Genomic DNA, 17780 nt, shown 5'->3' on the forward strand with positions numbered 1-17780 from the left:
ATGGGCATGATTGATCTTCACAACCATCTGTTGCCCGGTATTGATGATGGCGCCGAGGATGTGGATACGTCGGTCGAGCTGGCGCGGATGGCGGTGGCGGACGGGATCTCGCATCTCGTCTGCACTCCGCATATCCATCCGGGTCGCTTTGATAACACCCCGGATACGATTGCGCCGGCACTGGCGGCCTTTCGTCAGGCGCTGGACGACAAGGGGATTGCGCTGAGCGTGTCCTCGGCGGCTGAAGTGCGCTTTGGGCTGGAATTGATGGAGGGCATCGCCCTGGGGACGGTGCCTTTCCTGGGCGAGTGGCAGGGCGACAGGGTGCTGCTGCTGGAGTTTCCACACGGGGAAGTGCCGTTCGGCGCCGAGAAGCTGACCCGCTGGATGATCGACCGCAAGGTTCGGCCGATGATCGCCCACCCGGAGCGGAACAAGGCGATCATGAAGTCCCGGGTGAAGTTGAAACCGTTCCTGGATCAGGGATGTCTGCTGCAGGTGACTGCTGGTTCGGTCGCGGGCCGCTTTGGCGAGCAGGCTCGATCGGTGGCACATGAGCTGCTGCAGGAAGGCAAGGTCACTATTTTGGCGTCGGATGCACACAACAGCAGCCACCGCCCCCCTCAGCTGCGTGAGGCGGTTCAGGTGGCCGCGCAGCTTATCGGTGACAGGGAGGCCGCGGCGTTGGTGACCTCACGTCCCTGGGCGATTGCAGGAGGGCATTTCGGTTGAGCCGGTATACCACCGAGGATCTGGTCTGGCGCAGGCCGTTTTGTATTGCGTTGCTGCTGCTGGCGTTGCCGTTACTTTATCTGGCGGGGGGGCAACTGTTGGCGGGCATTGCGTCCGTGCAGGGGGAAATGTTCCTGCAAGACTGGGAGCAGAAGCGTACAGCGCCCTCTGAGCGGGCCTGGCAGGTGGCATTCGAGGCGGCTAACCGGTCGAATAGTCTGCTGCCCATTGATAACGGCGAGTATCTGGATCGTCTGGGGCGTGTCAACGAATGGCAGGGCGTGTTCAAGCCGTTTGGCGATGTCGAGTCGATTGAGAGTCGCCGTGATGCACTGACAGCTTATCGGCAGGCTGCGCAGTTACGTCCGCTCTGGCCCCATACCTGGGCTCAGCTGGCCTATATCAAGCTGCGCTTGCTGGAGTTCGATAAGGAATTTGATCAGGCCCTGCTGCAAGCCGACCGCCTGGGCCCCTGGCGCATGAGCGTGCAGGCGCAATTGGCCGAGATCGGCATGATCGCCTGGCCTCAGCTGGATCAGCAGCAGCGCCGCTCCGTATGGATGTCGCTGCAAAAAACGCTGATGTATGACGCCGCCCGGACCCGGCCTTTAGTGCAGCTGGCCCGGGATGCAGGTCTGTATCGACAGATGTGTCTGACGCTGGATGAGCGCCTGTTGGCTGAACGCAAACTCTGTACGCGCTAGCAGGCTGTTGTGGGAGCGCACTCTGTGCGTGATGAAGGTGGTTTGAGGCTTATCGCCCGCGGAGCGGGCCCCCACAACAGGTTTTCCACCGGAATCGATGGACAGGGTTACAGCGCTTTAAGGAACGCCTTGAGGTCGGCTGCGGTTTCGGGGTGCTTCAGTCCCAGTGCCACATTGGCCATCAATAATCCCGCCTTGTTGCCGCAATCATAAAGATCACCCGCCATGGTGAAGGCGTCCAGTTTGCCGCCTTCATGCAGCAGGGTTTTGATGGCATCAGTCAGCTGGATCTCGTCACCGGCGCCTCGCGGCGTACTTTTCAGCAGTTCCATGATCCGTGCCGGCAGGATATAACGACCCACAATCGCCAGGTTGGACGGGGCTTCTGCCAGTGCCGGCTTTTCCACCACATCCGTCATCGCGGCACTCTGGCCACTGGTCGGGCGCTCGCCGCCACAGTCAACGATACCGTAGCGTTCGACCTGATCTTCCGGCACCGTTTCCACCATGATCTGGCCCTTGCCACTGTTGCGGTAGGCTTCGACCATCTGCATAAAATCTGAACGATCAGCGTCATTGTCGATCAGCATGTCCGGCAGCATCACCGCAAAATCCTCGTCGCCGGTCAGTGCTGCAGCGCAGAGCACCGCATGTCCCAGGCCCTTGGCCTCATCCTGACGTACCGAAATGACCTGTACACCGCGGGGCAAAATGTCGCGCACGGCCGCTAGCAGGCTATCCTTGCCTTTGCCGGCAAGTACTTGTTCCAGTTCGGCGTTGCGATCGAAATGATCCTCGATCGCCGATTTGCCACTGCGGGTGACCAGCACCAGGCGGGTAAATCCCGCCTCGATCGCTTCTTCAATGACATGCTGAATAACCGGCTTGTCTACAACGGTCAGCATCTCCTTGGGGATGGCCTTGCTGGCGGGCAGAAGACGGGTGCCAAGTCCAGCCACCGGGATAATGACGGTATTCAGCATTTGGGGTCCTTTCATTCGGTCGCTTTGGCCTTGCGGTTACGGATGGCGGAGCGAACCAGGGCGATCATCACGCCCAGCATGCCACCCAGTACCACGGACAGGGCGAGAATCAGGGCTTTCTTGGGTTTGATCGGTGCATCCGGGGCCTGAGCTTCAAGGTCGATGGTGGCCGGCTGGATTTTTTGACTGTCGATACGTACCGATTCTAACAGGCTTTTTTGCTGTTCCAGTTGCAGCAGGCCCGGGATAAAAATTTCATTATCCCGGCGTGCTGATACTGCCTTGATCTCTGCTTCAAGTGCTTTGGAGCCCAGGCGGTAAAGTTTTCTCACTTCGTCAACCATTGTGCGTCCGCTGTCATCTATGATGACATCTGTTTTTAGCGGATCGGTCAGGCCAATGGCTCGCGCAACCTGTAGTGCCTCTTCGAGCTTATGTATCTCTGCATTCAGCTGTGACTTGAACAGGGCGCGACGGTTATTGATCTGCAGTTCCAGGTCATTCAGATTGGCGCGGATCTCGGATTGAAAGTCAGTCGCCAGCTGCGCACGTGTCTGCTGGGCGGCCAGCGCGATATATTCGTTAGTCCACTTGGCGGCCAGTTCAGGGTCGTTCAGCTGAAAGCCGACAGTGCTCAAAACCGGACTGTTTTTGGACGGCAGGGTGATGTTAAGCGCGTCTTTGAAGGCTCGCCACTGTCCCTGGGGTGTCGGACTTACGCCATCAAAAAAAGCACTGACCTCCGGTTGCGCCAGAAAAGATTTCTTAACGGTGTTGGAGTCAATGTTCTGAAGAAAGGCTTCGTACACGGCTTGCGCCGTATTCGCTGTGCTGGTGTTGCCTGCAGCAGGTTGTCGCAGCTCAACAATATCTTTTTCTGTAGGAGGCAGCAGGAATGCCTTGCTTTCATACGTCGGCGTAGTCAAAAACGCAAAAGCGCAACCGAGCACCAGGGCAATAACGGCAGTGATTACAACCAGCCATTTCTGCTGCCAGATGTTCTCAATCAGCTCGAACAGGTCAATTTCGTCATTCTGAATATAGGTTGATTGGGTGGGGGTGTCCTGCGACATCTATCAAGATCCTTGTTGGCAAGATGTAAAAAGTTCCAGAATGAGTTAATTCTACTTAACTGGCTCTGAATCGTCCTGCTGGCGGCCGTTTTTTTCCTGTTCTTTCAACCGCTTCTGCTCTTCCTGCCAGAGTCGCATCTCTTCGTAATAGCTGTCCCATACGCAAGGTTCGCAAGCGCTTTCGCAGCATTCACCATCGGCGGGGGGAATCGGTTTTTCCATCATTATCCTGTCGGGGTGTTACAAAATTTACTCTATTCTACCGGCAGGGCCGAGGAGAGGCCATGCAACTTTGTCTGGATCATCGCGGCCAGCTTGCGTACGCCGGGGCGGGCCAGCTCTCCATCGGTAAGAATCAGGTAGAGCTCTACGCTGCGCTGGGTGCTGCTGCCCAGTCGTAATGGCTTGAGGCTTCCCTGTTCGAGCTGAGGCTGGATTCGGGTTTCAGGATACCAGGCAAAGCCTATCCCTTTGCTGGCGGCCAGTACGGAAGCGTCGAGGTCACTTAACGTCCAGCGCTGTTCGGCACCGAGCCAGCCGGAGTCGACGCTGCGGCTGCCTGAGTCGCGTACCACCAGCTGACGGTGCTGGCGCAGGTCTTCCAGTGTCAGTGAGCGGTTCAGTTGGTGCAGCGGGTGGTCGGGATGGGCGCAGGCGATGAAGCCGACATCCATCAGCTTTTCGCCGAGGAACCCCGGCGGCACACGGCCGCTGAGGGAGAGGTCAACCTGGCGCTTGAGCACGGCCTCATCGCTGCCGCTCAGGACTGTTTCCAGCAGCTCGATACGGGTATGGGGGTGGTGCTCGGCAAATTCGGCCAGCACATCCAGCATCATCTCTCGGGGGAAGATAACATCCATTGCGATGCTGATCTGGGCTTCGTAACCCTGACTGAACTGTTGTGCCAGTTCTTCGGTCTGTTCTGCCTGCGCCAGTAGCCTTTGCGCATGGCGGTACAGGGCCTGGCCTGCCTCGGTGAGGGTGGCGCGCCGTCCGGTCAGCTTGAAGACACGCACCGACAGACTGCTTTCCAGTTTCTGGATGGCATAGCTGATAGCGGACTGGCTTTTGCCCAGCTGCTCAGCCGCCCTGGCGTAGCCGCCCGCTTCCACGACGCCAACCAAAGCCTGCCATTGTTCCAGCGTTACCTGCATGCAGGGATCTCCGCTTGAGGGTTGTTGCTGCCCCCGTTACTTGGAGGGGCTAATGCTGTGGTGAAAGGAATGATGTTAGCACTTTGACGATGCCTTCGGTTGTGGCAGTCTGTAGAAAAATAATAACAACTTAAGGATGAGCATGGTGGAGCATCCGGATACGTATTGGCGGCCCCTCTGGTGGCGGTTGTTCGGCCAGGGGCGTGCGCCGCTGGCACGTTTGGAGGCCGCTGCAAAATCGGTTTCGGCCGAAGCCCTTGATGAAGCTCAGTTTCCGCGCCGTTACCGCACTTTGGCTAATCACCTGCAACACCTCATAGCACATACCGATGAGCAGGAATGCTCCCTGCGGCAGAACCGTCAGGCTTTGCAGCAGTTGTCTGCAGTGCTGGAGCAGAGTCCCGCCTGTATCATCATTACCAGCCTTGAAGGCCGCATCCTTTACGTCAATCCTGGCTTTTGTCGTGTCACAGGCTACACCGAGGATGAGGTGCGTGGGCAGCCTGTCAGCATGCTCAAATCGACGCGCACGCATGCCGATACCTTCGGTCAACTTTGGCGGGATCTGCAGGAGAAAGGTGAGTGGCATGGCGAGTTGCTTAATCGGCGCAAGAGTGGTCAGCATTACTGGGTAGCGGCGTCGATATCAGTACTGCGTGACGAGTCGGGACGGCCGGATCGCTATCTTTCAATTCAGGATGATATATCGCTGCGCAAGCAGTACGAAGCGCAGCTTTTTTACCGTTCCAACTACGACCTGCTGACTGACCTGCCCAATCGGCAACTCATGCTTGACCGCCTGGAGCAGGCGTTGGACATGGCGCAGCGTCATCACCACCGGGTGGCGGTATTCCTGGTCAACCTGCGCCAGTTTCGCCGCGTAAATCAGGCGCACGGGCATGACGTGGGGGACCAGTTGTTGTGCCAGGCCGCCAGTCGGCTGGAGCAGGTGCTGTCACCGATGGAAAGTCTGGGGCGTGTTGGTGCTGATGAGTTTCTGGTTGTCATGCCAGAGGTGAATCGGCTGCAGGCGGTTGAATACCTGGGGCGTTGTCTGTTGCGTCAGATGGAAGAGCCTTTCCATCAGAATGGGCTGGAGCTTCGTCAGGGGGCCGCTATCGGTATCTGTTTGTACCCTGGGGATGGTGACAGTGCTGAGGTGCTGCTGCGGAACGCCGACGCTGCGCTGCAACAGGTATCACGCGACAGGAGGGGCGGTTGCTGTTTCTTCAGGGACGAAATGAACCTGCAGGCACGGCAGGCGCTGGAGATGGAGCGTGCGCTACACCGGGCGTTGATTGAGCAGCAGTTTGAGCTCTGGTTTCAGCCGTTGCTGGATCTGCAGACAAATCAGGTTCGTGCCGTGGAAGCGCTGGTGCGTTGGCGTCAGCCTTCCGGGGAATTGGTGCCGCCTGACCAGTTTATCGCTCATGCCGAGGAAAGCGGCCAGATTATCGAGCTGGGTCGCTGGGTGTTGAAGACTGCGGTGATGCAGGTGGCGGGTTGGCAGCAGGTGTTGGGGCGCCCCTTGGGGGTGGCGGTCAACATCTCGCCGCGCCAATTGCGACATCATGGGTTTGTCGATGAGGTGGCCGAGCTGCTGAGTGATTCGGGCCTGGCGGAGGGAGCGCTGGAGCTGGAAATCACCGAGTCGATTTTTCTGGATGTGGACTCGGAAAGTGAGGTCGTCAGCTTGATGTCGCAATTGCGACAGCTTGGGGTGCGCCTGGCTATCGATGATTTTGGAACGGGCTTTTCGGCATTGGGTTATCTGAAGCGTTTTCCGGTCGATACACTCAAGATCGACAGGGAATTCGTGTGCGACATCCATGAAAGCGTGAATGCGGCGACGCTTTGTCAGGCAATTGTCTGGATGGCGCGAGGGTTGCAGCTGGATGTGGTTGCGGAAGGTGTCGAATGTGAAGCCCAGCTTGAAATGTTAGTGCAATCCGGTGCCGACAGTGCACAAGGGTTCTATATTGCAAAGCCGATGGTGGCACCGGATGTTCTGTTGACCATTGCTCGGATGGACCGGGATGGGCAGGTGAGAGCGGGCGGTTAATTGGGAATTTGCGCCTGAGACTCGATCCGACTGGTAGTCATGTCTCGACCCACGATGAATATAATGCAGGTTCGCCCAGATCAGGGCAGCAAAAAAGAAATCACATGAGGAGTAAGATTGGAGCGGGAAACGAGACTCGAACTCGCGACCCCGACCTTGGCAAGGTCGTGCTCTACCAACTGAGCTATTCCCGCAATGGCATCCCGTAGGGGGTTCGAACCCCTGTTACCGCCGTGAAAGGGCGGTGTCCTAGACCACTAGACGAACGGGACACATCAACTGCCGTCGCTTGCCGACAGCGGTGCGAATATTAATGGCGCCTTCGTATGGCGTCAAGCGTTTTTTGTGGTTTTTTTGTTATAGAATCAAGGTCTTTGGTGTATGAGCTGAATGGGTGAGTGGGCATGAGTCCGACGCAAACCGGGTTGATCATCGTGGCGGTGGTGGTGGTGATGGCGATGATCGCCTTCGTCATACAGACGGTCGAAAACCAGCGGCGAGAGCGTCGAATGCGGTTGTTGTTGCTTAAGGATCAGGTGCGCCGGGCGACCCATCTGCTGCATACCTTGCCGGATCATTATATTACCCGGGAGATTCGCGATCTGTTGGTGAAGTATCTGCAGCAGCGCTGGAAGGGGGTTCTGGAATTGGAAAACAGCCCGGACAACCGGCAAAAGTTCAGTGAGCTGGATGAGTTTGCCAGCCAGCCGCTGCCAGTCGTCGAGCATCCTGCCGGATCGATGACGTTACATACGGACCGCAACCATGCCGAACGGACAGCGGCTTTACTGAGGGAGCTGTTTCAGTTTCTCTCGGAGTTGAAAGCAGGTGGGATGCTGTCCGGTATCCAGGCATCAGAGGTGATCTATCAGGTCAAGGAAGCCTATACCCGTACCCGTATCGATGTAGAGTTGATGGATGCCATGGAGGTGGAAGCAGGCCGCGGAGCAGCCGCCGCTTTGCCACGTTATCGTACAGCGGGTGCCAAGCTGCAGAGCCTGAATCAGACCCAGCAGTTGGACCGCCAGCTGTATGAGTTGGGTACACACATGGATCAACTTCAAACGAAGGTCGATGAAGAGCGCAAGGCCCGTGAGGCCGAGGAAAGAAAACGCCAACAGGAGGAAGCTGCCAAGCAGGACCGGTTCCGGCCGGGTGGCTATATACCGCCGCGCTAAATACAGCTTCATCCGCAAGGGCTTTGTCTCTACAATAACCGTGCCCATTGTATGTAAATATGGGGCTCCATCGTGAGTCGCCCGTTGTATAGCTGAGAACGCCCCCGTGCCCCCTGAATTAAGTGCCATCTCGAGTGATCCGCTTGAGCGGCTGCGCTTCATGCAAGTCAGCCTGGATCACCTGACCGACCTGGTTGTTGTAACCGATGCCGCCCCTGATCCCACCATCACCTATGTCAATCAAGCCGTTGTTGAGCGTACCGGCTTCTCACGGCAGGAGCTGATCGGACAAAACCCCCGCATCTTTCAGGGTATCGACTCCTGTCCCGAGGCCATTGCTTGTATGAGGGCGGCGATTCACCGGCGTGAGCCCGTTCGTGTAGAGCTGGTCAACTATACCCGTGATGGACGGCCCTACTGGGTGGACCTGCATATTACACCGGTGCGAGATGAGGCCGGGGTTGTTACTCATTTTGTCAGTACCCAGTCGGACGTAACCGAACGTAAGCAGACCGAGCGTGAGTTGTTGCTGTTCCGGCAGGCAATCGATCAAAGTCCTTCCAGTGTCATCATCACCAATCGCCTGGGACACATTACCTATGTCAATTCAGGGTTCGAGGCGAACTCGGGGTACACCAGAGAGGAAGCGCTAGGCCTCAAACCAGGTTTTCGGGCTTGGCAGCCCCGTAGCGAGGAATCAAAGCGGGCTTTTTGGGCATGTCTGCTCGAAGGGCATGCCTGGCGAGGGGAGTTTGTTAACCGTCACAAGGACGGGCACCGAAAGGTTAAGCGGGCAATGGTCTCGCCGGTGCAGGCCCCAAACGGCGAAATTACGCATTTTCTGTCGGTTGAGCAGGATGTGTCGGCCGAGAAACGGGCTCAGGAGCAGCTTGAGTTTTTGGCCTTCCATGACCCGGTCACCGAACTGCCTAATCGCAGAAAGCTGGTCAGCCAGCTGAGCTCCGTCATGGCTCAGGCAACCAGTGGCGGGCGTACTGTTCTGATTATGATGGACCTGGATGGCTTTAAACGAATCAATGATGCGTATGGCCACATTCATGGCGACAGGCTGCTCCATGCAGTCGGGCGGTTGTTACTGAAATCCTTGTGCCATCCGGCTGAACTGGTTGTGCATCTGGGCTCCAGTGAGTTCTGCCTGCTGTGGCAGCTCGAAAATCAGGCCGAGGAGGAAGAGTTGAGGCGTCGGCTGGATGGGCTGCAGCAGCTGCTGTCCCGGCCATTCAAGCTGGACTGGCAAACCATCTCGATGACCGCTTGTATGGGGGTTGTATGGATTGACAGCACGGCTGAAACTGTCACTTCCGTTCAGCGGAGGGCGGACTTGGCGCTGAACCGGGCCAAACAGGATGGTCCCGGCAGCTATGCCTTCTTCGAACCCGAGCTGGATGAGGCAGCTCGTCGCCGCGTGGTGCTTGAAGAGGGGCTGCGCCTGGCGATTCTGCGCGACGAGCTTAGTGTTGCAGTTCAGGCGCAATGGACGCCTGAGAGGCAGTTGAAAGCGGGAGAGGTGCTGGTGCGCTGGCTGAAGGGCCCTGATGGTGTGCCAGTCTCGCCGGCAGAGTTTATTCCGGTGGCTGAGTCATCTGGCCTGATCAAGCCGTTGACGCTGCTGGTCTTCAACAAGGCGCTGGAGGCGGCCGCCGAACTGCAGGCGATGGGGCTTGATGTTCCCTTGTCGATTAACTTCAGCACTGAGCTTTTTCGTGATGAGGCCCTGATTAACGGTGTGCTGGAGCTGCTGGATGATTCCGGTGTTGCTGCCGACCGCGTCATGCTGGAGATCACGGAGAGCCTGCTGATCGATACCCAGCCTTGGGTGCAGGCCAACATGGCGCGACTGTCGGCGAGAGGGCTGCGTTTTTCACTGGATGACTTCGGAACAGGCTATTCCAACCTCGCTTACCTCAAGCGCATGCACCTGAGTGAACTGAAGATAGACAAGCGTTTCGTTGATAACCTGCCCGATGACGACGATAACAGGACGATTGTGCGTTCCATCCTGTCCATTGCGCGCCAGATGAAACTGCGAGTCGTGGCTGAAGGTGTGGAGACCCCTGAGCAGGCAAGGTTCCTGGCCGAGCATGGCTGTGATCTGCTGCAAGGGTACCTGTTGCACTGTCCGGAAGCTGCCGATGAATGGCTGTTAAGCCTGCGTCGGAAAAAAAGTGAAAAAAAATGAAAGTCAGGGGTTGATCCCGGCAAGGGGGATACGTAATATATGCGCCTCCTCAACGAGGAAAGCGAAAGCGCTAAAGATTGTGTCCCGTTCGTCTAGTGGTCTAGGACACCGCCCTTTCACGGCGGTAACAGGGGTTCGAACCCCCTACGGGATGCCATTGCGGGAATAGCTCAGTTGGTAGAGCACGACCTTGCCAAGGTCGGGGTCGCGAGTTCGAGTCTCGTTTCCCGCTCCAAGCGTTTTTGCAAACAGGCTGCGTCCCGTTCGTCTAGTGGTCTAGGACACCGCCCTTTCACGGCGGTAACAGGGGTTCGAACCCCCTACGGGATGCCAATGCGGGAATAGCTCAGTTGGTAGAGCACGACCTTGCCAAGGTCGGGGTCGCGAGTTCGAGTCTCGTTTCCCGCTCCAAATGCCTGTGACACTTTAGTGTGTCCCGTTCGTCTAGTGGTCTAGGACACCGCCCTTTCACGGCGGTAACAGGGGTTCGAACCCCCTACGGGATGCCATTGCGGGAATAGCTCAGTTGGTAGAGCACGACCTTGCCAAGGTCGGGGTCGCGAGTTCGAGTCTCGTTTCCCGCTCCAAAATTTATTCTAAAGCTCCTCCAAGCTCTCAGATTTTAAATTGGCGAACCCGCTTTTATATGTCGGGGATCGCGATCGGAACGCCGACCGGTTGAGTCTCGTTTCCCGCTCCAGTCTTACTCCTCACGTGTTTTTGTATGCGGCCGCTCATCTGGGCGAACCTGCTTTTCATTCGTCATAGGTCGCAACCGGAACGCCAGCCGCAGGAACGCCTGCCGGATGAGTCTTGTTTCCCGCTCCAAAATTTATCTTCATGTGGTTTCTGTTGTTTGCCCTAAGTCCGGGCTATCCCTCTTTTATATGATTGTAAATCGCGCCTGATACCCCAATCGACGGAACGCCGCTCCGATCCGGTCTTGTTTTGCTTCAAGCACAACATGTTTTATCTGCTGGTGGATCGCTTGCAAGGCAAGCTTCTACGCATGAATGTACCCCTGTTTGCAGTATCGCATCTTGGTGCGCTGGTCGCCTGAGCACCGGTCCGCCCAGAGCGTGGCTCGTTTTCTGCTTCGGATGCCTTTTCAGCAAGCTTGTCGCGAACGTCACTTTGTATCGTGTTATGAGCAGGGCGTTTGTTGTAGGAGCTTGCTTTGCAAGCGATGGGGTATTTGCGCGGCTTATTGCTCGCGGAGCGAGCTCCTACAGGTCGGGCCTTTAGTGCTTTGTGTCTGAACCCGGCTCAAAAACCGCTTGGCGCAGTTGCAGGTAGTCGATTTCGCTCTGCTGGGCTTCGGCTTCAGCCAGAGCTTCGTCCAGCTGCTGGAACTGATTGATCTCCTCATCGCTCATGAAATGCAGGCATTCGCCGCCAAACAGCCAGAACAGATCACGGGCGACCAGGTGAACATACTGCGGGTATGTACGTACCAAGCGAACCATCAGATCCTGGCCGGCATCGAAAGCGTCGGGCTGGTGTGTCTCGTATCCTTCCACCAGCTCGCTGAACTGGTCCAGAAATTCAAGGTTGACCGGGTCGGCATCCTCGCCCTTGAAGGCATCCTGTTGCAACAGGTTGTTGTAGGCGATCTTCAGCAAGTTGAGATGAAAGGCATGGGAATCGGTCACGCGGTGCTCCAGAGTGTGCCAGATGGAATCAGGCCGCCCAGGCAGGAAGCCGGGCAGCAGAACAGGTACAATGGGGCGCTTGGCTTGAATTTTCAAGTTTCGGCCGCATCTAGTAGTCCCTTCTAATATAGAAACCAGCCGCTTCTTCCAATACAGCATAAAGGCAGGACATGACGACAGCTTTATCGATCCAGGACCTGCGTAAGGTCTATGGCAACGGCTTTGAGGCCCTCAAGGGGATCTCGCTTGAGGTACAGCGGGGAGACTTCTTTGCGTTGCTCGGTCCCAACGGCGCCGGCAAGTCGACCACGCTCGGGATTGTCTCCTCACTGGTCAACAAGAGTTCAGGCAAGGTCAGCGTTTTTGGCCATGATATCGATACCCACCTGACGCAGGCCAAGCAGTGTCTGGGTGTGGTGCCTCAGGAGTTCAACTTCAACCCCTTTGAGAAGGTGCTGGATATCGTTGTCACTCAGGCGGGCTACTACGGTATCGGCCGCAAGCAGGCGACCGAGCGTGCCGAGCACTATCTGCGCAAGCTGGGCCTCTGGGACAAGCGCAATGAACGTGCCCGCATGCTCTCCGGTGGCATGAAGCGCCGACTGATGATCGCCCGCGCGCTGATCCACGAGCCCAAACTGCTGATACTCGATGAGCCGACTGCCGGGGTGGATATCGAACTGCGCAGGTCCATGTGGGACTTTCTCACTGAGATCAATGCAGCCGGCACCACCATCATCCTGACGACGCACTACCTGGAAGAGGCGGAAAGCCTGTGCCGCAATATCGCCATCATCGATCACGGCACTATCATCCAGAACACCAGCATCAAGGCGTTGTTGCAGCAGCTGGATACGGAAACCTTCATTCTTGACCTGAAAGAAGACCTGAATGAAGCGCCCGGTCTGGAGGGTTACGTAATCCGCTGCCGCGATGCGCATACGTTGGAGGTGGATGTACCCAAGTCGGCAGGTCTCAACAGGCTGTTCCAGCACCTGGCCGCAGAAGGCCTGGAAGTGACCAGCATGCGCAACAAGGCCAACCGTCTGGAAGAATTGTTTGTGTCGCTGGTCGACAAGAACCTGAAACAGGAGAGTGCATGAATACCCGGTTGCTCTGGACCGCCTTTGCCACCATCGTCGTCAAGGAGATCCGCCGTTTTACCCGCATCTGGGTGCAGACCCTGCTGCCGCCGGCGATCACTATGACGCTCTATTTCATTATCTTCGGCAACCTGATCGGCTCCCGTATCGGCGAGATGGGTGGGTTCAATTACATGGAGTACATCGTGCCGGGCCTGATCATGATGTCGGTGATCACCAACTCCTATGGCAACGTGGTGTCGTCCTTTTTTGGTACCAAGTTTCAGCGCAATATCGAGGAGCTGCTGGTGTCGCCGGTGCCCAACTGGGTGATTTTGTCCGGCTACGTGATCGGCGGTGCTGCCCGTGGCCTGGGGGTCGGCTTCATCGTGACGCTGCTGTCGCTGTTCTTCACCAACCTGCAGATCCACCACCTGCTCATCACCATCACGGTGGTCCTGCTGACGGCGATTCTGTTTGCATTGGCCGGCTTTATCAATGCGGTCTATGCCAAGACCTTCGATGATATTGCCATCGTGCCGACATTCATCCTGACGCCATTGACCTACCTGGGCGGAGTGTTCTACAGCATTCAGCTGCTGCCGGAATTCTGGCAGGGCGTGTCCCAGCTCAATCCTATACTGTATATGGTGAACAGCTTCCGCTATGGCATCCTGGGTGTCAGTGATATCGATATCGGGTTTGCCTTCGCCATGATCATCGGCTTTATTGTGCTGCTGGGCGGCTATGCCCTGCATCTTCTCAACACCGGCAAGGGGATTCGTGAATGAGCGAACATCATCAGGTTAAGGCCTCTCCGTTGGGGCAGGAGACCGTCTATGCCAACCAGTACGACCCCTCACTGCTGTACCCCATCGCCCGTGACCTGAACTGGGAGGCGAAAGGGGTCAAGCGGGCATCTTTGCCCTTCCGTGGTCTGGATATATGGAACGCCTATGAGGTGTCCTGGCTGGATCAGGGCGGCAAGCCGGTGGTGCGGATCGCCGAGTTTCGCATTCCGGCCAACTCGGCCAACATCATCGAGTCCAAGTCGTTCAAGCTCTATCTGAACTCTTTCAACCTGAGCCGTTTTGCCAATGAGGCAGAGGTGAAGTCGCGGATGCAGCAGGACCTGTCAGCCGCGGCAGGAGCTCCGGTGGAGGTGATTCTGACATCGCTGAATGCGCCTGCCGAAGTCAGTCAGCTGAAGGGACGCTGCCTGGATGAGCTGCCGTTGCAGGTAGAGCACTACACACCGGCTCCCGAGTTACTCAGTGCGTCTGGACCAGTGTTGGAGGAAACGCTGGTCAGCCATCTGCTCAAGTCCAACTGCCCGGTGACCGGTCAGCCGGACTGGGCCAGTGTGCAGATCCGTTACAAGGGGGCGCAGATCGACCATAAGGGGCTGCTGGCCTACCTGATCTCCTATCGTGAGCATGGCGATTTTCATGAGCAGTGCGTCGAAAACATCTTCATGGATATCTGGCAGCGTTGCCGTCCGCAGAAGCTGAGCGTCTACGCACGCTACGTGCGCCGTGGCGGTCTGGACATCAACCCCTATCGTTCCAGCATCAACGATGTGCCGCAGAACCTGCGTCTGTCGCGCCAGTAATGAATACGAGGACAACAATGGAAGCACTTGATGCTTTGATCAATCGCGTATCCTGCCCGCGCCTGGAAGGGCCGGCTCCGACGGCTGAGCAGCTGGAGCTGATGCTCAAGGCTGCAGTGCGGGCACCGGACCATGGCGCTCTGCGCCCCTGGCGCTTTATCGTCACCCAGGGCGAGGGGTTGGTACAGCTGGGCAAGCTCTATGCCACAGCGGCTAAGGCGGATGACCCTGATCTGGCACCGGCGCGCTACGAAAAGTACTGCAATATGCCGCTGCGTGCACCGATGGTGATTACCGTTGTGGCGGTAACGCGCGAGCACCCCAAGGTGCCGGTCAGCGAGCAGCTGATTTCCGCCGGTTGTGCTGCCCATTCGATTACGCAGACCGCCCATGCACTGGGTCTGGGGGCCATGTGGCGTACCGGTGAGATGGCTTACCACCCACAGGTTGAGCAGGGGTTGGGGCTGGCTGAAGGTGAGACCATTGTCGGTTACATCTATCTGGGCCAACGTTGCCGTGACCGTGAAGCGCCGCGCCTTGGGCTTGATGAGTTCGTCACCCACTGGGAAGGGTGACGCAGCTTTCCCTTGTGAGCGGGGCCTGTACATGAGCTTGTGCAAGGTGATAACCATTGGTGTAGGAGCTTGCCTTGATAGAGATAAACCCTGATGATTTCAGGCCCTGACAATCGCTTGCGAGGCAAGCTCCTACAACAAGGATGCAAGCATGACGACTGACACTACTGACTTTCTCGGCTGGCTCAAGACCCAGATTCCCCTGCTGGCACACCTGGGGATCGATCGCCTGGACTGGGATGGCCAGTCACTGCAGGTGCCTACACCACTGGCGCCCAACGTCAATGACAAGGGTACCGGGTTTGGCGGCTCTCAGGCGGCCATAGCCACAGTGGCCGGCTGGTGTCTGACTACGTTGTGCCTGAAGGAGCGTGGACTGGACTGTGATGTAGTCATTGCCGACAGCCATCTGAAGTACCTCAAGCCGGTTACGGCAGACTTTACCACCCGAGTCTCGCTCTCTGATATTGCCGATGCGGATACCCTGGCGGAACGGGTGGCTGAGCGCGGCAAGGGCAAGCTGGAGCTGGTAGTCGAGGTCGTCTGCCACGATCAGGTCTGCATGCGTCTGGATGGCATTTACGTTGCTATCGAGCGTTGAAGTGGTGGTATTCGGCGCTACGCTTTTTGCCAGTAATTGGCCTGAACATTTCCTATTTTTCATGCCGAAGGTGTATCCTGAGGCCGACAGATAATGTGAGAACAGGGGATGTTGGATGAAGGCTTGGGAGATGCTTGCAGAACCGGTCGGGGATGCTGCCTCGGCTGAGGGTAGGCCTGTGTCATGGAATGGAGAGAACCCCGGGCAGGTTGCGCTCACCGAGGAGGTGGCGCAGGAGCTTGATGCTCTGTTTCAGCGGGATGGCGTCGAAAATAAGCAGCGGCAGCACTGGATGTGCCGATGGCAAGGGGTAATTGATGCCATTCATACTCCCATCTCCATCCATGACGCCTGTGGGCAACCTTTTCTTATTAATCAGGCCTTCTCCAGGCGCATCGCCAGACCCCTTCCACAACTTCCTGGGCTGTTGCTTGCCGGCAGGGCGTGTTTTGACTGGCAGGAGGAGATCAGCTTTCAGTACCCCGACGGGCAACGCCAGCACCTGCGGCTGATGGTCAGCCTGATAACCGGGCCGAATGAGCAGTCTCTCGGTTTTATCTGTTCCTATTTTGACCTGAGTGACATGGATACTGCCCGGCAGCAGCTTATGGAGCAGGAAGGTCGGTTACAGGCAATCAATAATGCTGCACAGGATGCGATTGTCGTACTGGATGGTCGAGGGACGGTGCAGTTCTGGAACCCTGCTGCGGAGGCCATTTTTGGTTACACCGAGCAGGAGATGGTGGGCCATGATCTGCATGCATTGCTTGCCGCGCCGGAGCAGGCGGCAATCAGCCGGCCCGCGCTGGAGCATTTCCGAGTGACTGGTCAGGGGCCGATCGTTGGTCAGGTGGTGGAACTTGAAGCGGTTCACAAGTCTGGTCACGGGGTGCCGATCGAGCTTTCGGTGTCCGGGTTTCGTCACCAAGGAAACTGGTACAGTGTCGGCATCGCACGAGATATCAGCGAGCGGAAAAAGAGTGCGTGTGATCTGAGTATCGCATTGCGTGGATACCGGATGCTCAGTCGCTGCAATCAGACGTTGATTCAGGCCAGGGACAGGACTGGGCTATTAAACGATATGTGCCAGACTATCACTCAGCTTGGGTCTTATGAACTGGCCTGGATCGGTGTGCTGGAGTCTGAGCCTGAAAAGGTGATCAAGCCGGTTGCGGTCAGTGGTCCCGGCGCGGACAGCCTTTATCATACACCGGTTTACTGGGATGACTCATCGCTGGGGCAGGGGGTGTCGGGGCGTGCGGCCCGCACGGGAAAAATCCAGCATGTCGCGGATGCCCAACAGGACCCCCTATTGTCTCCCTGGCTTAAACTGCTGCATGAGCTTGATATCAGGAGCATTATTGCCCTGCCGCTCAAGTTGCCGGCGGGGGGCACCTTCGGTGTATTGACCATTCTGACTGAGCGCCCGGATGCTTTTTCGGCCGACGAAATCAGTTTGCTGGAAGAGTTGTCCAACGACCTCTCCTTTGGTTTGAATAACCTGCAGACCCGGGAAGAGCGTGACCACTATCAGCAGCAGCATCTGAGCACAGTCGAAAATCTGAAGGAGTCTTTGATCGGTACGATCAAGGCGTTTTCCCTTGCGCTGGAGAAGCGTGATCCCTATACGGCAGGCCACCAGAACCGGGTGGCCGAACTGGCAGCCGCGATTGCAGAAGAGATGGGATTATCTGAAGACCGTATTGAAGGCATTCAGCTGGGCGCGACCATCCATGATATTGGTAAAATATCCGTTCCTTCCGAAATTCTGAACCGTCCCGGAAAACTCACGCCCGCAGAGTTTGAAATTATCAAGTCTCACTCCCAGATTGGCTTCGACATTGTCAGTGATATTCGCTTCCCATGGCCTGTGGCAAAAATGATTCTGCAGCATCATGAACGTATGGATGGTTCAGGTTATCCGCAGGGTCTCAAGGGCGATGAGATCATTCTGGAAGCGCGCATTCTGGCAGTGGCGGATGTGGTCGAAGCGATCAATGCACACCGCCCATATCGCCCTGCCATTGGCCTTGAAACGGCACTGCAGGAAATTGAAAGTCACCGGGGCACGCATTATGATCCTGCCGTCGTGGATGCCTGTCTACGGCTGTTCCGGGAGACAGGCTATCAGCTGCCCTGTCAGTAAGCTGATGCCAGGCCTTGGCCTGCGGA

General features: G+C 57.0%; 17 protein-coding genes and 8 tRNA genes. 17 read left to right on the forward strand and 8 right to left on the reverse strand.

Annotated elements, in window-relative coordinates; translation table 11 throughout:
* On the forward strand, positions 1-732 hold the full coding sequence (locus ABD013_RS09375) for a tyrosine-protein phosphatase (RefSeq protein ID WP_343805176.1): 732 nt from the start codon (positions 1-3) through the stop codon (positions 730-732).
* Positions 729-1436 (forward strand): hypothetical protein, encoded by a 708-nt coding sequence (locus ABD013_RS09380; protein ID WP_343805178.1) that lies wholly within the window; start codon positions 729-731, stop codon positions 1434-1436. The genes ABD013_RS09375 and ABD013_RS09380 overlap by 4 nt, the downstream gene beginning before the upstream one ends.
* A 107-nt stretch (positions 1437-1543) precedes the next feature.
* Here ABD013_RS09380 and galU read toward each other — a convergent pair whose 3' ends face one another.
* The 4 genes from galU to ABD013_RS09400 are packed head-to-tail and all read right to left on the reverse strand — an operon-like array spanning position 1544 to position 4646.
* Positions 1544-2434: a UTP--glucose-1-phosphate uridylyltransferase GalU gene (gene galU, locus ABD013_RS09385; RefSeq protein WP_343805180.1), complete on the reverse strand. Its 891-nt coding sequence runs from the start codon at positions 2432-2434 to the stop codon at positions 1544-1546.
* Positions 2431-3492, reverse strand: a complete 1062-nt coding sequence (locus ABD013_RS09390; RefSeq protein WP_343805182.1) for an LPS O-antigen chain length determinant protein WzzB — start codon at positions 3490-3492, stop codon at positions 2431-2433. Before ABD013_RS09390 ends, galU begins: the two co-directional genes overlap by 4 nt.
* A 51-nt stretch (positions 3493-3543) precedes the next feature.
* Positions 3544-3717: an oxidoreductase-like domain-containing protein gene (locus ABD013_RS09395; RefSeq protein ID WP_343805184.1), complete on the reverse strand. Its 174-nt coding sequence runs from the start codon at positions 3715-3717 to the stop codon at positions 3544-3546.
* Positions 3718-3746: 29 nt separating this feature from the next.
* Positions 3747-4646: a LysR family transcriptional regulator gene (locus ABD013_RS09400; RefSeq protein ID WP_343805186.1), complete on the reverse strand. Its 900-nt coding sequence runs from the start codon at positions 4644-4646 to the stop codon at positions 3747-3749.
* A gap of 142 nt (positions 4647-4788) precedes the next feature.
* Between ABD013_RS09400 and ABD013_RS09405 the strand changes: the two genes are divergently transcribed.
* Positions 4789-6708 carry a putative bifunctional diguanylate cyclase/phosphodiesterase gene (locus ABD013_RS09405; RefSeq protein ID WP_343805188.1) on the forward strand — a complete coding sequence of 640 codons (1920 nt, stop codon included), beginning with the start codon at positions 4789-4791 and terminating at the stop codon, positions 6706-6708.
* Between the two features lie 118 nt (positions 6709-6826).
* Here ABD013_RS09405 and ABD013_RS09410 read toward each other — a convergent pair.
* A tRNA-Gly gene (locus tag ABD013_RS09410) sits at positions 6827-6902 on the reverse strand.
* A gap of 2 nt (positions 6903-6904) precedes the next feature.
* Positions 6905-6980 (reverse strand) — tRNA-Glu (locus ABD013_RS09415).
* Between the two features lie 132 nt (positions 6981-7112).
* Here ABD013_RS09415 and ABD013_RS09420 point away from each other — a divergent pair.
* From ABD013_RS09420 to ABD013_RS09455, 8 genes are all read left to right on the forward strand, one after another.
* Positions 7113-7886: a hypothetical protein gene (locus ABD013_RS09420; protein WP_343805190.1), complete on the forward strand. Its 774-nt coding sequence runs from the start codon at positions 7113-7115 to the stop codon at positions 7884-7886.
* A 106-nt stretch (positions 7887-7992) separates the two neighbouring features.
* Positions 7993-10086, forward strand: coding sequence for an EAL domain-containing protein (locus ABD013_RS09425; protein ID WP_343805192.1), 2094 nt, complete (start codon positions 7993-7995; stop codon positions 10084-10086).
* A gap of 81 nt (positions 10087-10167) precedes the next feature.
* Positions 10168-10243: transfer RNA gene (locus ABD013_RS09430), tRNA-Glu, on the forward strand.
* A gap of 2 nt (positions 10244-10245) precedes the next feature.
* A tRNA-Gly gene (locus tag ABD013_RS09435) sits at positions 10246-10321 on the forward strand.
* 22 nt (positions 10322-10343) lie between these two features.
* Positions 10344-10419 (forward strand) — tRNA-Glu (locus ABD013_RS09440).
* Positions 10420-10421: 2 nt separating this feature from the next.
* Positions 10422-10497 (forward strand) — tRNA-Gly (locus ABD013_RS09445).
* A 22-nt stretch (positions 10498-10519) separates the two neighbouring features.
* A tRNA-Glu gene (locus ABD013_RS09450) sits at positions 10520-10595 on the forward strand.
* A gap of 2 nt (positions 10596-10597) precedes the next feature.
* Positions 10598-10673 (forward strand) — tRNA-Gly (locus ABD013_RS09455).
* A gap of 654 nt (positions 10674-11327) precedes the next feature.
* Here ABD013_RS09455 and ABD013_RS09460 read toward each other — a convergent pair.
* Complete coding sequence (locus ABD013_RS09460) at positions 11328-11834, reverse strand: PA2817 family protein (RefSeq protein WP_343805194.1); 507 nt, start codon at positions 11832-11834, stop codon at positions 11328-11330.
* A 74-nt stretch (positions 11835-11908) separates the two neighbouring features.
* On the opposite strand from ABD013_RS09460, the gene ABD013_RS09465 reads away from it, so the two are divergent.
* The 5 genes from ABD013_RS09465 to ABD013_RS09485 all read left to right on the forward strand — a co-directional run bounded on the left by ABD013_RS09465 (position 11909) and on the right by ABD013_RS09485 (position 15608).
* On the forward strand, positions 11909-12841 hold the full coding sequence (locus ABD013_RS09465) for an ABC transporter ATP-binding protein (protein WP_343805196.1): 933 nt from the start codon (positions 11909-11911) through the stop codon (positions 12839-12841).
* A complete protein-coding gene (locus ABD013_RS09470; protein WP_343805198.1) occupies positions 12838-13611 on the forward strand; it encodes an ABC transporter permease in 774 nt (257 codons plus the stop codon). The genes ABD013_RS09465 and ABD013_RS09470 overlap by 4 nt, the downstream gene beginning before the upstream one ends.
* Positions 13608-14432 carry an NADPH-dependent 7-cyano-7-deazaguanine reductase QueF gene (queF, locus tag ABD013_RS09475; RefSeq protein ID WP_343805200.1) on the forward strand — a complete coding sequence of 275 codons (825 nt, stop codon included), beginning with the start codon at positions 13608-13610 and terminating at the stop codon, positions 14430-14432. The genes ABD013_RS09470 and queF overlap by 4 nt, the downstream gene beginning before the upstream one ends.
* A gap of 17 nt (positions 14433-14449) precedes the next feature.
* Positions 14450-15007 carry a nitroreductase family protein gene (locus ABD013_RS09480; RefSeq protein ID WP_343805202.1) on the forward strand — a complete coding sequence of 186 codons (558 nt, stop codon included), beginning with the start codon at positions 14450-14452 and terminating at the stop codon, positions 15005-15007.
* A gap of 151 nt (positions 15008-15158) precedes the next feature.
* Entirely contained in the window at positions 15159-15608 is a 450-nt protein-coding gene (locus ABD013_RS09485; RefSeq protein WP_343805203.1) for a YiiD C-terminal domain-containing protein, read from the forward strand.
* Positions 15609-15789: 181 nt separating this feature from the next.
* On the opposite strand, the gene ABD013_RS09490 is transcribed toward ABD013_RS09485, so the two are convergent.
* Positions 15790-15936, reverse strand: a complete 147-nt coding sequence (locus ABD013_RS09490) for a hypothetical protein (protein ID WP_343805205.1) — start codon at positions 15934-15936, stop codon at positions 15790-15792.
* A gap of 255 nt (positions 15937-16191) precedes the next feature.
* On the opposite strand from ABD013_RS09490, the gene ABD013_RS09495 reads away from it, so the two are divergent.
* Positions 16192-17754: an HD domain-containing phosphohydrolase gene (locus ABD013_RS09495; protein WP_343805207.1), complete on the forward strand. Its 1563-nt coding sequence runs from the start codon at positions 16192-16194 to the stop codon at positions 17752-17754.
* Positions 17755-17780: the final 26 nt, after the last annotated feature.

Origin of the sequence: Marinobacterium maritimum, from assembly GCF_039523155.1 — a bacterium.
GTDB classification, from domain to species: Bacteria; Pseudomonadota; Gammaproteobacteria; order Pseudomonadales; family Balneatricaceae; genus Marinobacterium; species Marinobacterium maritimum.